Source organism: Flavobacterium sp. LS1P28 (assembly GCF_003970335.1).
GTDB lineage: Bacteria > Bacteroidota > Bacteroidia > Flavobacteriales > Flavobacteriaceae > Flavobacterium.
Window position 1 is genome coordinate 21,196 of record NZ_RYDI01000016.1, and the last position, 14,239, is coordinate 35,434.

A 14,239-nucleotide genomic window follows, 5' to 3' on the forward strand; every position below is an offset into this window, starting at 1 on the left:
TTATTTATTGGTTAGTGTTTTTAATTCCCCTTTGGATTTGACTAATTGTATTTCTGCCAGTTTGTACTCTAATATAGCTGATGTGTAGTTGTTTTGAGCTTCGGTCAATGAGTTTTCAGCATCCAGTAAATCAGTCAGTGTGGTTAATCCTTGTATATAGTTGTTTCGGGTGTTATTTAAAACCTCTTTGGCTAATTGGGCATTTTCTTTCTGATTGTTGATTGTGGTTAAGCTGTTGTCAATTTGCGTTTTTGCATTGGCAAAAGCCAGGTCAAGTGACAACTTGGTATCAACCAACTCTTCGTGGATAGTTCGTAGGTCAACATCGGCTTGTCTCACTTTTGCACGAGTGCCAAATCCAGTAAATATCGGTACTTTCAAATTCAAGCCAATCGAAGAGAAATCAGACCAGTACACTCCTTTAGAAGGTTTTCCGCCCAAAGGCATTACAGGACCCTGACCAATATAATTGTACCCGGCATTCAGTGATAATGTTGGGTAATAAGCAGCTTCAATAGCCTTTTTTTGATAAAATAATAGTTGTTCTTGTTTTTTCAAAAGCAAGTATTCCGTTCTGTTTGCCGTATTTGGAATTTCAGACAATGCTTGTGGCCCTACTTCAAAGGCAGTTTGTGGAATCTCGATTTGGGTTTCTATGGGCATTCCCATATAAAATTTCAAGGTATTTTCTTGTATTTGTACGGCATTCAGTACCTGTTGACGTTGTGTATTGATGTTTGAAATTTTTACTATAATTCGATCCAAATCAATTTTCTTGGCTAGACCATTGTCATATTGTCCTTTGATGATGTTTCTTACTTTGGTGGTATTTCTTAAAGTGCTGTCAATCACCGTTAGTTTTTGTCGCTGCACATAGACTTGGTAATAATTATTGGCCACACGCTCAATTACTTGCTCTTCTGTTAGTTGATTGTTGATCTGGTAAAATTCTCTGGTAGATTTTGCTGCTTTTAGGCCGGTAAAAACAGTTTGGTCAAAGATAGCCTGTGTCAGAGAAACTCCGGCAGTAGAAATCCATGGTTGGCCAAAAGCGGCTTGGATGGTAGTTCCCGGAGCGCCAAATCCTGCTCCGTCAATAACGGTTGTTTGTATTACAGGATTGTACGTCAAATTGCCATTAGCTGAAATTTGAGGCAAAGCTCTGGAGCGTATTTCCTGAATTTGGTATTCACTGTTCTCTACTTGTAATTTTGCTTTTTTGGCATCTGCTTTGTTTTCTAGAGCATAGTTGACGGCTTCTTTTAGCGTAAGTGTTTGTACGGGACTTGTACCTGGGTTGCCTGAGTTTTGTGATTGAGCCGAAATACCAAAGGTCAGGATGGCTAGTAAAATTATAGTTTTCATTTTGTAGTATAGTTAAGTAAATGTTTTTCAAGTTCAATTATCCCGCTGGGAGTTGCCATAGCTCTGGTATGGTATTCTAAAATCTCAAGTTCTATCTTTTGAGCTTCTTTTTCGGAACTGGTACAGCCCTTTATACTGAAAATTAAATAATAATAAAATCGCGTGTAACTTTCAATATTTATATTCTCGCGGTAAAAACCTTGTTCGATTCCTTTTTTTATGTTTTGTTCAAAAGTGGTGTTGCATTCATTGATTTCTCTTGTCATCACTTTCTCATAAATTTCAGGATAATGTTTTTTTAATTGGTAAATGGGGGAGTCGTCTGAGGATTGAAACATTTCTTTAAACATTTTTCGTATTTCAAAATTTTCTGCGATAGCATTATAATTCTGGGCAATAATACGGTCAATAATTTGATGGATTTGTTTGTGAATTGCAGTGGTGCTTTCCTCAATAAGTAATTCTTTATTGCAAAAATATTTATAAATCGTTTTTTTAGAAATACACATTTCTCCTGCAATATCATCCATGGTGATGCTCTTAAAACCTAGTTTTAAAAACATCTCGCTTGCTTTAGTTATAATTTTTTCTTTCATTTTTAAGGCTGAAATGGTTTCAGTATTTTTTAATTAAATTCAAATTTGTTGATTTGAACGATTAATTTCGAGTGCGAATATAAGACGGAAACTTTAAACACCAAAATAGTTTCCGATGTATTTTGGTTTATTTAACATTTGAAGGTAAAACGATGTTTGTAATACAATTTGAATAGAGTAAATTAGCCAAAAATTTATTTTATGCATTCCATTTATCAATATCAGGGGTTTCTTTCGGAGTATTTGCAGGCACAATATGAAACCAAAGAACCAAGAAATTTGTACGAGCCCATCCGGTATATTTTAGACCTTGGCGGAAAAAGAATTCGTCCGGTACTGACCTTAATGAGTGCCGAAATTTTTGATGCACCGTATCAAAAAGCATTGCCTGCCGCATTAGCCGTTGAAGTTTTTCATAACTTTTCGTTGGTTCACGATGATATTATGGATGATGCGCCACTACGAAGAGGAAAAGCAACGGTTCATGAGAAATGGAATATAAACACCGGAATTTTATCTGGGGATGCGATGCTGATTTTAGCCTATCAATATTTTGAACAATATGAGCCCGTTATTTTTCGGGATTTGGCCAAGTTGTTCAGCAAAACAGCGCTTGAAGTTTGCGAAGGGCAGCAATGGGATGTCGATTTTGAAGAACGCAATGATGTTACCATTCCAGAATACCTGATGATGATTCAATACAAAACGGCTGTTTTGGTAGCAGCAGCCATGAAAATGGGAGCGATTATTGCAGAAACTACCGAGGAAAACGCAAATCTGATTTATGATTTCGGCCTCAATTTAGGCTTGGCTTTTCAATTACAGGATGATTTCTTGGACGCTTTTGGGGATCCAGAAACCTTTGGAAAACAAGTAGGCGGTGATATTATAGAAAATAAAAAAACGTATTTGTATCTAAAAGCAGTAGCTTTTTCAAAAGAAGAGGAAGCTAAAGAATTGCGGTATTTGTTTTCTGTTCAGCCGGAAAATAGTACGGATAAAATAGAGACGGTGAAAGCACTTTTTAATAGTTCTGGTGCGGCTACGGCAACACAGGAAGCAATACAAGATTTTACTTTTAAGGCGTTTCAGACCTTGGATAAAATGAATATTAGCGCCGATAAAAAAGCAATGTTGAAATCTTTTGGGGAGAATTTAATGGGCAGAAAAGTGTAATTCAATTTCAATAATCAATTTCAACATTGACTTTGAAAGTTTATATTTAAAATTTAACAAGAAGTATAGTGTATAATAATAACAATATTGAAAATTGACATTCATATTGCCATTGATATTTAAAGATATGTTTATAGTTCCAAAAAATACCGATTTACTACTTGCTGAAGCCGCGGGTGAAAACTTATATTTGAAATTAATCGAACAAATGAATAAGGATTTCAATCTCGCTAACGAAGCAATTGATTTTCCGTTGGGTATTTCTCCCAGTGAATTGAAGTTGCAGCTTCACGAAAAAATATATCGACTTATTCAATACAAATTTGCTGAATACCTCAATTTATTATACATAATTGATGTTTCCGAAGAAGAAATAAAAAAACTAGACGGATCTGATTTAGTAGTTCTGGCAGAACAAGTCGCTTTTTTGATCCTAAAAAGAGAATGGCAAAAAGTGTGGTTCCGGAATAAGTATTAGTTATTGTAAGTCTTTTTTTAAGATTGTTTTATTCCATAATTCAGTTCCCGCAGTATCAAAAACAGTTAGTTTCATTTGGCGGTTTTCCTTTGAACCCAAGAATGAAATCATACCAAAATTATGTTGCGTAATCAAACTGCCTTTGGATCTGTAAATATTGTTTTCCTTTAATGCCCCTTCAGCGGCAACACCGGAAGTTAGCGGTGAAACGGTCCAGTCAAATAGAGAGTAGGCATTCTCGCGGGGAACTTCGGAAAATTCAGTAAAATGCCTATCACCGCTTAGGAATAAAACGCCCTTAATTTTATTATCAAGAATTTCTTTTAGCAATTTTTCTTTCTCTTTGGGGTAGTTGCTGTAGTTTTCCTTTTCCGCTACGGAATTTAATACTTGTACGCCCATTACAATTATTTTAAAACTGGCTTTAGAGGAACTTAGTGCGTTAATCAGCCATTCTAATTGGGTATTTCCTAAAACCGTTCTTTCGCCCGTAATTCTGTTATTTGGAGTCTTGAAAAACCGATCGTCCAATAAAAAAAACTGTGCATCACTCCAGCTAAAGGTAGAATAAATACCCTCGTTTTGTTCAGCATTCATACCGTAGCTTTTATTTGCCCAGAAATCTTTAAACGCTTTTTGAGTTAGAAATTTGTTGTAAAAACTGCCATCGCTATCATCCGGACCAAAATCATGGTCATCCCAAATGGCAAAATTTTGAGTTTTTGCCAGCAAAGGCTGAATTTCTTTTACCGACCTTGAATGCGTATACCGATGATAAATCCCGGTTTTACTATCCCAGTCCGCTTCTCTGAGATAAATATTGTCGCCACTCCATATCATAATTTCTGGATTTTTTTTGGCAATACTTTCAAAAATCCCAAACTCACTTCCATAAGCTTTTCCCGGTCTGTCCAGCGGAGTTTCATTAAAATAGGAACAACTTCCAATGGCTACTGTGAAATCAGGAGCATCTTCGCGCCATTCCCAAAGTTTCTTTGATGAAAAACAAGTCTCGTAGGGCAAGATGATTTTTTTGTCATTTATGAAAACAGCATACGTATATTTTTTTCCGGGTTCTAATTGATCTAAAATAATATGATGCGTGAAGCCAACTTCTTTTGAAGATGAATACACGTCGGAGTAGAATATATTAGTAGGATTGTCAAGGGCAAAATAAGCTATTTTCACCGAAGCTTTTTTGTTGGTTTGCAACCAAATCATCGCTTCGGTCATTTCGCAATACCCCACCATGGGCCCAGATTGTAAAATATTGTTTTGAGCAAAACTGTAACTTATAAATAAAATACAGCATAATTGAAAAGTTTTTTTCATCGCAGATAATTAAAAATACACTCTAATAAAAGGCATAAAGGCACTGCCGTAAATGTTGTTTTTGTCAGTCAAAACATTATATCGCCCACCAATAGTGGCGTTTCCAGATCTGTAACCAAGGCCGATGAATAAACCTGTATTCCAGTAGTTTTGAGAATTGCTATTGGATCCATCCAGATTTACATTGACTCTTAATTGTTCCAGTTCCGTCGAAAGTTGGATTTCGGGGATTGGATTAAATAATCCTATAACACTACCGCCATACAAATGAGAAGCAAAAAAATCGCGTTGCTTCAAATATTTATACTGCACTCCCAGTCCCAAAGCCACATATTCATTAAAATTATAAATGGCACTTGGCGCTAACGAAATGTCCGTGTAGCCGGAACCAAAGCCTAAACCCAGTCCACCTCCAAATTGTACATTTCTCCAAAACTGGTTTGGCATAGTGGTATACATTGTATTTTGTTGTGCAAACAGAGCACTTGCAAAAAACAAGGCAATAAGTACTAAAAACGATTTGGTAACCTCGAAAAAGCGCTTTTTTGCCATAAGTTTCTAGATTTTTAACAATTTAAGATGTAAAAGTATCTTAAAATAAATTATAAATTTATTGTATTATTGTACTTTTGCCAAACTATTTTAATCAAAAAGGTATATTCACTAAATATTATGGATAGGTTTTCATTTTTAAACGCAGCACATACAGAATTTTTCGCTCAATTATACGATCAATATATAGAAAATCCAGACAGCGTTGAGCCTAGTTGGAGAAGTTTCTTTCAAGGTTTTGACTTTGGGATGAGTTCTTACGGCGAGGATCATAAAGTCGAGCAAATTGCAAATTTTGCGGCTAATAATACAGATATTAGCTTGGTTTCTGACAAGCTTCAAAAGGAGTTCAATGTATTAAAATTAATAGATGGATACCGCTCTCGCGGTCATTTGTTTACTAAAACAAATCCGGTTCGAGAAAGACGAGTATCATCACCAACTCTAGAAATCACAAATTTTGGACTTTCATCAGCAGACTTAAATACTGTTTTTGATGCAGCCAAGGTTATGGAAATACAGCCTTGTACGCTTCAGGAAATCATAACGCATCTTGATACAATATACTGCCAGCACATCGGGGTGGAATATATGTATATCCGTAAACCGGAAGTAGTGGAGTGGATTCAGAAAAAATTAGGCTACAATGACAATCAGCCTAAATTTTCATTGGACGAAAAAAAATCCATTCTTAATAAATTAAACCAAGCCGTTTCTTTTGAGAATTTTTTGCACACTAAATATGTAGGTCAAAAACGCTTTTCTCTAGAAGGTGGGGAATCAATTATTCCTGCATTAGATGCTTTAATCGAGAAAGCAGCTGAAAAAGGAGTTGAGCAATTTGTTATGGGAATGGCACATCGTGGTCGTTTGAATGTGTTGGCAAATATTTTTGGCAAATCGACCCAAGACATCTTTGGAGAGTTTGACGGTAAAGATTACGATCAAGAATATTTTGACGGCGATGTAAAATACCATTTAGGACTTACAGCGGATAAAGTGACCAGTACCGGTAAAAAAATTAATATAAATTTAGCTCCTAATCCGTCGCACCTTGAAACAGTAGGTGCAGTAATCGAAGGAATCACAAGAGCCAAACAAGATAAATATTTCCCTAACGATTTCTCAAAAGTATTGCCAATCGCCGTTCACGGAGATGCTGCAATTGCGGGTCAGGGAATTTTGTATGAAATTGTGCAAATGGCACAATTGGATGGTTATAAAACTGGAGGAACTATACATATTGTTATCAATAATCAAGTAGGTTTTACCACCAATTATCTGGATGCTCGTTCCTCTACCTATTGTACTGATGTTGCTAAAGTTACCCTTTCGCCCGTTTTGCATGTCAATGCAGATGATGCTGAAGCAGTAGTTCACGCGATGTCCTTTGCATTGGATTTCAGAATGGAATTTGGTAGGGATGTGTTTATTGATTTATTGGGATATAGAAAATATGGACATAATGAAGGCGATGAGCCTCGTTTTACCCAACCCGTATTGTACAAAATCATTGCAAAGCATAAAAATCCAAGAGACATCTACATGGAGAAATTGCTTGCCGAAGGAGTTGTTGACAGTACTTTTGTAAAAGGATTAGAAAAAGAATACAAATCAAATCTAGAGGTGAATTTAGAAGCCTCCCGTAAAAAAGATTTGACTATTATAACGCCATTCATGAAAAACGAATGGAAAGGTTTTGAACAGGTTTCGGATGTTGAAATGCTCAAAAAAGTAGACACTACTTTTCCAGTAGCCGGACTTACTGAGGTTGCAAACGTAATTTGTAACTTACCTGCAGACAAAAAATTTATCAGCAAAATACAAAAACTTGTCAACGATAGAAAAACAATGTTTTTTGAAACAAACAAGCTGGATTGGGCCATGGCAGAGCACTTAGCCTATGGGTCACTTTTAAAAGAAGGATATGATGTTCGTATTTCGGGGCAAGATGTAGAGCGAGGCACGTTCTCTCACCGTCATGCCGTTGTAAAAGTAGAGGATTCAGAAGAAGAAGTGATTTTGTTGAGTACTTTAGAAGGAGCAACAGGAAAATTCAATATCTTCAATTCGCTGTTGTCTGAATATGCTGTTTTAGGGTTTGATTATGGGTACGCTTTAGCCAACCCAAATACATTAACCATCTGGGAAGCACAGTTTGGTGATTTTAGTAACGGTGCCCAAATTATAATTGATCAGTATATTTCTTGTGGCGAAGATAAATGGAACAATCAAAACGGAATTGTTTTATTATTGCCGCACGGATACGAAGGACAAGGAGCGGAGCATTCATCAGCCAGAATGGAGCGATACTTACAACTTTGTGCCAGACACAATATGTATGTGGCAGATTGTACTACACCAGCCAACTTCTTTCACCTTTTGAGAAGACAAATGAAAACAACGTTTCGTAAACCACTTGTTGTGTTTACGCCTAAAAGTTTGTTGCGGGATACAAGGGTAGTATCTACCGTTGAAGAATTTGCAACAGGGAGTTTTCAAGAAACATTTGATGATGAAACAGTGAATAAAGCGCATGTGAAAACGCTGGTTTTCTGTACCGGAAAATTCTATTATGACATTACTGCCGAAAGAGAAATTCTGGACAGAAATGATGTGGCTGTAGTTAGAATCGAGCAATTGTTCCCATTACCGGTAGAACAATTAAAAGCCATTATCGCTAAATACCCTAATGCAGATGATTATGTTTGGGCACAAGAAGAACCAAAAAACATGGGAGCTTACAGCTTTATGCTAATGAATTTTGATTTAGTAAAATGGAGATTGGCTTCACTAAAAGCGTATGCGGCACCGGCCTCAGGAAGTTATACAAGAGCAAAACGCCGTCAGGCTGATGCCTTGCGAATGGTTTTTGATAAAAATTTATACCGATAATAAGGAGCTATTTCCTGCTGTACGCTATATCTTTTCCTAGCTAAAGAAGCTAGAAAAAGGATGTCGCTGCCATCAGGGCTAAAAAACAATACATCTAACACACATAAGTTGTTCAAGAACAATTTAAAACTTAAAATTCATAATTTAAAATAATAGAACATGATTTTAGAAATGAAAGTCCCATCACCAGGGGAATCTATAAAGGAAGTTGAAATCGCAACTTGGTTGGTAAAAGACGGAGATTATGTAGAGAAAGACCAAGCCATTGCTGAGGTTGATTCTGATAAAGCAACATTAGAATTGCCAGCAGAAGCGAGCGGAATAATTACTTTGAAAGCGGAAGAAGGAGATGCAGTTGCAGTAGGAGCAGTAGTTTGTCACATTGATACGGACGGCGTAAAACCAGCAGGCGATGCGCCAGTTGCTGAAGCTACAAAAACAGTTGAAGCGCCAAAAGTGGAAACTAAAACAGAAGCGCCAAAAGCCGCTCCAGTAGCAGCAGCAACTTACGCTTCAGGAACTCCATCTCCAGCAGCACGAAAAATATTAGACGAAAAAAATATAGCAACAACTTCAGTAACAGGAACTGGAAAAGACGGAAGAATCACTAAAGACGATGCCGTACATGCGGCGCCTTCAATGGGGACGCCTACCGGTGGGTCTCGTGGATCAGAACGTTCAAAATTATCAATGTTACGTCGTAAAGTGGCAGAACGATTAGTGGCTGCTAAAAACGAAACAGCCATGTTAACTACTTTTAATGAAGTAAACATGACGCCAATCAACTTGATTCGGAATGAATACAAAGACGCATTCAAAGCAAAACATGGCGGAATTGGTTTAGGGTACATGTCTTTTTTTACTAAAGCAGTGACCAGAGCATTAAAATTATTTCCAGATGTAAACTCAATGATGGATGGGGATCATAAGATCGCTTTCGATTTTTGCGACATTTCTATCGCAGTTTCAGGACCAAAAGGATTAATGGTTCCTGTAGTTCGTAATGCGGAGAACTTGACTTTCCGTGGAGTTGAAGCCGACATTAAAAGATTAGCCCTTAAAGCGCGTGACGGACAAATCACAGTGGATGATATGACTGGTGGAACGTTTACGATTACTAACGGTGGTGTTTTTGGAAGTATGTTGAGTACGCCAATTATCAATCCGCCACAGTCAGGAATTCTTGGAATGCACAACATTATCGAGCGCCCAATTGCCGTAAACGGAAAAGTAGAAATTCACCCAATGATGTATGTGGCGTTGTCTTATGACCATAGAATTATTGATGGTCGTGAGTCTGTTGGTTTCTTGGTGGCCGTAAAAGAAGCCTTAGAAAACCCAATGGAATTATTGTTAGAGAACAATCCTAAAAAAGCATTAGAATTGTAATTGAATTAATTCGTAAAATAAAAAATCCGTTTAGTTCTAAAACTAAACGGATTTTTTATTTTTTTATTAAAATTCCTTTGAATTCCACAACATCAAAAAGTGCGTAATTTTGGCTTTTCGGAATGTGGTCGCCTATAAATTGTAAATTTTCGACACTGCAATAGATGTTAAATTTGGTGTTTTTACCATAATTAAGTCGGACACTTGCCATAATTGCATCATTGATTTTCCAACTTACATTGTATCGCCCATTAGAAGTAAGGGATAATTGTAGTGTAAGATTATACCATTGTCTTCTTTTGATTTTCCTTTGAACAGATTGGAACGGATAGCCCTGTGAGATCATGTATACGATAAGATCGTCTGGTTCTGCTGCTAATTGATTTCGAATGGCTTGTGATCCATAGCCAATCTCAAAATCGAGTTCGTGTGTGTCATTATTATATAAAAAAGCTCCAATGCTAGCCATGTCACCAACGCCCATTTCGGGGATATAAACATTCCAGCTATAGGTTCCAGCGGCAAAACTTGAAATCGTTTTTACTTTTGATCTTTCCCACGTATTTGGATTTGTGAAAATACGTAAATTCCCATTTTCAATCCAGTAATTTGGATTGCCAACTTGAGTAGCATCTTCCCATTCCGTTAAATTATCGAAGTCCCAAATTTTTGAATAGCTGGTTTTTAAAATACTGAGATTGTTGGAATCTGAATTAGTTATTGTTTCATCTTCGTTAGTTAAGTCGGCGGGAGAACAAGAAAATAAAAGTAGTCCCATAAATACCAATAATTTTTTGAAAATATTTTTCATGTTTCTTTAAGGTTTTAAGGTCGTTTTTCTATTGTAAATATAAGCAATAATTAAAATAGTCCACGATTCCTTTTCCTTTCATTAAAACATCGGCTCCTATGATTCCATGAACGGGTTTTGATTTGTGTTGTGTTAAAGCTTCGTTTATATGAGATAAATCGAAAATTACGACGTCAAAAGCACTGTCTTTCCAAGTGCCTAGTTGCAATTGATTTTTTGTAGCTATTTGTGTCAACATTCCGGAAGCTCCAGCTCCTGAAGCTTTAGTTTTTGATTTTTTAGCTTCCAATAGAAACAAATCAACACATTCAAATCCGATACAACTACTTGAAGCACCTGTATCTAAAATGAAATTTCCTTTGATACCGTTGATTTTGGCTTTAATCAAAAGGTGTTGGGTTTTAGTAATCTTAAATTTTACTTTTTTGTAGTTTTCTTTTTTAAGGATTTTGTGGAGGTTTTTCATCTAGGCAGAATTTGTTTTCGGAATTATAGTGTCCCTTTTACAAAGATACAAGTTGTTGTATGCAGTTTTGGAATCTTTTTTCTGTCGCAATCTTTGTTAAACCATTTTTTTGACTAGTTTAATTCTTGTAATTTTGTATTCTTAAAAGACGACACTTGGAAACAAAAGTAATAATTACCGATACCCATACTCATTTATATTCTGAGGAATTCAATCAAGACCGAGATGAAATGATCCAACGCGCCATTGAAGCGGGGGTTTCGCGTTTTTTTATTCCGGCAATCGATTCGACGTGCACGGAATCCATGTATACTTTAGAAAAAAAGTATCCTGAAAACGTATTCTTGATGATGGGCTTGCATCCCACGTATGTGAAAGAGAATTATCTGAAAGAATTACAGCATGTGGAAAACGAACTGGCGAAAAGAAAATTCTACGCTGTTGGTGAAATTGGGATCGATTTGTATTGGGATAAAACCCATTTGCCTCAGCAACAAATTGCTTTCAAAAAGCAGATTCAATTGGCTAAAGAATATAAGTTACCTATTGTGATTCATTGTCGGGATGCATTTGATGAAATTTTCGAAATTCTGGAACAAGAAAAATCGGATGATTTATTTGGTATTTTTCATTGTTTTTCTGGAACGTATGAACAAGCTTTAAGGGCAATTTCGTATAATATGAAGCTTGGAATAGGCGGGGTTGTTACTTTCAAAAACGGAAAAATCGATCAATTTTTGAAACAGATCGATATAAAGCATCTTGTTTTAGAAACAGATTCCCCATATTTAGCCCCAATTCCTTTTCGTGGAAAAAGGAATGAAAGTAGTTATATAGTCAGCGTAGTCGATAAGTTAGCCCAGATTTATGGCCTTTCAACACATGAAATAGCAATGCGAACCACCGAGAATTCTAAAGCTATTTTTGGGATTTAAAGTAGAATTCACTTTATTTTGACTTTTTTTTTGTTCATTTGCCCACACAAATATAGAAAAATCAACAATGCAGAAATTTGACGCTATTCGGCCATTTTATGATTCCGAAATAAACGAAGCACTTCAAGATGTGATTAATCACCCAATGATGAAAGCATTGATGAACTTTACTTTTCCGGGTGCTGCTGACGAAGTTTGGAAAGAACAACTCAGGAAAACGCACTCCATTCGGGATTTTCAATGTAATTTTATATACCAATCGGTTCAAAGAATACTAGAAAAAAGTTCAGAAGGAATGACCACTTCCGGTTTTGAAAAGTTAAAGAAAAACACTTCTTATTTGTTTGTCTCAAATCATCGGGACATCCTTTTGGATACTACGTTATTAAACACAGCTTTATTTGAACATGGGTTAGTGATGACAGCCTCAGCGATTGGGGATAATTTAGTAAAAAAATCGTTTCTGAATACCTTGGCAAAACTGAACCGTAATTTTTTAGTACAACGGGGATTGACTCCAAGAGAAATGCTGCAGAGTTCAAAACTATTGTCGGAATATATAGGGAATTTATTGCTTCATGAAAACCGTTCTGTATGGATAGCACAGCGAGAAGGAAGAACGAAAGACGGCAAGGATGAGACCAATCCGGGTGTTTTGAAAATGGTGGGTATGGGTTCTGATGAAAAGAATTTAATGGATTATTTCAAGAAAATTAAAATTGTACCCGTATCTATTTCGTACGAGTATGATCCTACTGATGCTCTGAAAATGCCACAATTGATGGCTGAAGCCAATAATGAAGTGTATGTCAAGGAAAAGAATGAAGATTTCATGACGATTCTGAGTGGTGCTCTAGGGCAAAAGAAGAGAATACACATTCATGTTGGGAAAGTTTTAGATATTGAAATTGATGCCATTATTGCAGAAAACGAGAACTCAAATAAGCAAATAGTAGCTTTGGCACAAGTAATTGATAATGCCATATTGAGTAATTACAAATTATGGCCAACGAATTTTATTGCTTTTGATATTGTAAATAAGACCGATAGATATTCCCATTTGTATACTGAAAATGAAAAATCATTGTTCGAGCGCAGACTGGAAATGCGAATTGATCATGACAATCCAGTGGCTCTTGAAAGTTTTTTGGCCATGTATGCAAATCCAGTTGTGAACAAATTAAAATACCACGATGTTGTATAAAGCCAAAATACTTTTAATATATACCGGAGGAACTATTGGTATGCGAAAAGATTTTGAAACAGGAGCCCTTAAGGCATTCAATTTTAGTAAATTGTTACAGCGAATTCCAGAATTGAAACAATTGGATTGTGAGATCGAAACCGTTTCTTTTGAAAATCCTATAGATTCCTCGAACATGAATCCTGAAAAATGGGCAAAAATGGCTATAATTATTGCAGATAATTATACTTCATTTGATGGATTTGTTGTGCTTCATGGATCCGATACTATGTCGTATTCTGCTTCAGCGCTGAGTTTTATGCTTGAAAATTTGTCAAAACCAGTTATTTTTACCGGTTCACAATTACCCATAGGGGATTTGCGTACCGATGCTAAAGAAAACCTGATTACAGCCATTCAAATAGCTTCTCTGCAAAATAATAATCATCCGGTTATCAGTGAAGTGTGTCTTTATTTTGAATACAAATTATACCGAGGCAATAGAACTACAAAGATTAATGCAGAACATTTTAAAGCATTTACGTCTCCAAATTATCCGGAATTGGTGGAGTCTGGGGTGCATTTAAAGTTGAATCCTGAATTGTTTTTGCCTAAAAAAGGAACGGAGGAATTCAAAGTGCATAAAAATTTAGACAATAATGTTGCCATTATCAAGATGTTTCCTGGAATCAGTGAAGCAGTTTTATCCGCTATTTTAAATATTCCGAATCTTAAAGGTGTTGTTTTAGAAACCTACGGAGCTGGGAATGCACCTACAGAGGATTGGTTTTTAAACCTCTTGAAAAAAGCGATTGCCGGCGGGTTACATATTGTTAACGTTACCCAATGTTCTGGCGGGAGTGTCAGTATGGGGCAATACGAAACCAGTACCGGACTGAAAGAAATTGGTGTGATTTCCGGAAAAGACATCACCACCGAGGCGGGAATCACAAAATTGATGTATTTATTGAGCAAAAAAATAGCCCCAAAAGACTTCAAAACTATTTTTGAAACTTCTTTACGAGGAGAAATGACATAATATTTAGATTTTACTTTTCTAA

Annotated in this window: 13 protein-coding genes; 7 read left to right on the plus strand and 6 right to left on the minus strand. The window is 36.3% G+C overall.

Annotated features, from left to right (window positions below):
* Nucleotides 1–1,365: a TolC family protein gene (locus tag EKL97_RS12035; protein WP_126457546.1), complete on the minus strand. Its 1,365-nt coding sequence runs from the start codon at nucleotides 1,363–1,365 to the stop codon at nucleotides 1–3.
* A complete protein-coding gene (locus EKL97_RS12040; protein WP_126561481.1) occupies nucleotides 1,362–1,961 on the minus strand; it encodes a TetR/AcrR family transcriptional regulator in 600 nt (199 codons plus the stop codon). The genes EKL97_RS12035 and EKL97_RS12040 overlap by 4 nt, the downstream gene beginning before the upstream one ends.
* Nucleotides 1,962–2,162: 201 nt before the next feature.
* Between EKL97_RS12040 and EKL97_RS12045 the strand changes: the two genes are divergently transcribed.
* Together EKL97_RS12045 and EKL97_RS12050 are read left to right on the plus strand one after the other, a co-directional pair.
* Nucleotides 2,163–3,137: a polyprenyl synthetase family protein gene (locus tag EKL97_RS12045; RefSeq protein WP_126568959.1), complete on the plus strand. Its 975-nt coding sequence runs from the start codon at nucleotides 2,163–2,165 to the stop codon at nucleotides 3,135–3,137.
* Between the two features lie 127 nt (nucleotides 3,138–3,264).
* On the plus strand, nucleotides 3,265–3,615 hold the full coding sequence (locus EKL97_RS12050; RefSeq protein ID WP_126457543.1) for a hypothetical protein: 351 nt from the start codon (nucleotides 3,265–3,267) through the stop codon (nucleotides 3,613–3,615).
* Here EKL97_RS12050 and EKL97_RS12055 read toward each other — a convergent pair whose 3' ends face one another.
* Together EKL97_RS12055 and EKL97_RS12060 are read right to left on the minus strand one after the other, a co-directional pair.
* Complete coding sequence (locus EKL97_RS12055; protein WP_126568960.1) at nucleotides 3,616–4,947, minus strand: alkaline phosphatase D family protein; 1,332 nt, start codon at nucleotides 4,945–4,947, stop codon at nucleotides 3,616–3,618. It abuts the gene before it with no gap.
* Between the two features lie 9 nt (nucleotides 4,948–4,956).
* Nucleotides 4,957–5,499, minus strand: a complete 543-nt coding sequence (locus EKL97_RS12060) for a hypothetical protein (RefSeq protein WP_126457541.1) — start codon at nucleotides 5,497–5,499, stop codon at nucleotides 4,957–4,959.
* A gap of 120 nt (nucleotides 5,500–5,619) precedes the next feature.
* Here EKL97_RS12060 and EKL97_RS12065 point away from each other — a divergent pair, with 120 nt between their 5' ends.
* Nucleotides 5,620–8,394: a 2-oxoglutarate dehydrogenase E1 component gene (locus tag EKL97_RS12065; RefSeq protein ID WP_126568961.1), complete on the plus strand. Its 2,775-nt coding sequence runs from the start codon at nucleotides 5,620–5,622 to the stop codon at nucleotides 8,392–8,394.
* Between the two features lie 159 nt (nucleotides 8,395–8,553).
* A complete protein-coding gene (gene odhB / locus EKL97_RS12070) occupies nucleotides 8,554–9,783 on the plus strand; it encodes a 2-oxoglutarate dehydrogenase complex dihydrolipoyllysine-residue succinyltransferase (RefSeq protein ID WP_126457539.1) in 1,230 nt (409 codons plus the stop codon).
* 55 nt (nucleotides 9,784–9,838) lie between these two features.
* Here odhB and EKL97_RS12075 read toward each other — a convergent pair whose 3' ends face one another.
* The gene (locus EKL97_RS12075) at nucleotides 9,839–10,594 is read right to left on the minus strand and encodes a hypothetical protein (protein WP_233588582.1); all 756 of its coding nucleotides are present in this window, start codon (nucleotides 10,592–10,594) and stop codon (nucleotides 9,839–9,841) included.
* 28 nt (nucleotides 10,595–10,622) lie between these two features.
* Nucleotides 10,623–11,060: a retropepsin-like aspartic protease gene (locus EKL97_RS12080; RefSeq protein ID WP_126457538.1), complete on the minus strand. Its 438-nt coding sequence runs from the start codon at nucleotides 11,058–11,060 to the stop codon at nucleotides 10,623–10,625.
* 155 nt (nucleotides 11,061–11,215) lie between these two features.
* Here EKL97_RS12080 and EKL97_RS12085 point away from each other — a divergent pair, with 155 nt between their 5' ends.
* The 3 genes from EKL97_RS12085 (at nucleotide 11,216) to EKL97_RS12095 (ending at nucleotide 14,217) form a co-directional block, all read left to right on the plus strand.
* Entirely contained in the window at nucleotides 11,216–11,995 is a 780-nt protein-coding gene (locus EKL97_RS12085) for a TatD family hydrolase (RefSeq protein WP_126553907.1), read from the plus strand.
* Between the two features lie 67 nt (nucleotides 11,996–12,062).
* Nucleotides 12,063–13,199 carry a 1-acyl-sn-glycerol-3-phosphate acyltransferase gene (locus tag EKL97_RS12090; protein ID WP_126553905.1) on the plus strand — a complete coding sequence of 379 codons (1,137 nt, stop codon included), beginning with the start codon at nucleotides 12,063–12,065 and terminating at the stop codon, nucleotides 13,197–13,199.
* Nucleotides 13,189–14,217 carry an asparaginase gene (locus EKL97_RS12095; protein WP_126553903.1) on the plus strand — a complete coding sequence of 343 codons (1,029 nt, stop codon included), beginning with the start codon at nucleotides 13,189–13,191 and terminating at the stop codon, nucleotides 14,215–14,217. Before EKL97_RS12090 ends, EKL97_RS12095 begins: the two co-directional genes overlap by 11 nt.
* Nucleotides 14,218–14,239 lie beyond the last annotated feature (22 nt).